This window comes from Psychrobacter sp. W2-37-MNA-CIBAN-0211, assembly GCF_040309405.1.
GTDB classification, from domain to species: Bacteria; Pseudomonadota; Gammaproteobacteria; order Pseudomonadales; family Moraxellaceae; genus Psychrobacter; species Psychrobacter glaciei.
Genome location: NZ_JBEOOU010000448.1, coordinates 1 through 249, shown reverse-complemented (window position 1 = coordinate 249; position 249 = coordinate 1). Strand labels below are relative to the sequence as shown.

Annotated in this window: 1 protein-coding gene; it reads right to left on the bottom strand. The window is 43.0% G+C overall.

Annotated elements, in window-relative coordinates; genetic code table 11:
• Positions 1 to 249: hypothetical protein (locus tag AAEY72_RS15845; protein ID WP_352311606.1), on the bottom strand; the 249-nt coding region annotated here is incomplete at both ends.

The following is a 249-nucleotide window of genomic DNA, read 5'->3' as shown; positions in this document are numbered from 1 at the left end:
GTAACCGTTGGGTAGCTGCGCAGCAATTGACTAAAGTCGCGTTTTTGATCAGGCTCAATACGTACCGACGATATATAGGTTGCCGGAAAGTCTTTGAGCACATCAGGACTTAAAATAATAAAAAAGTTTGGCTTAAGGGTGGCCCAGTTTACTTTACGCACACTGGTAATTTTAGCGTCAAACGACTGCGCACCAATTAAAAACGTTAACGTGTCGCCAAGTTCAACATCTAAACGCTCAAGCATAGAC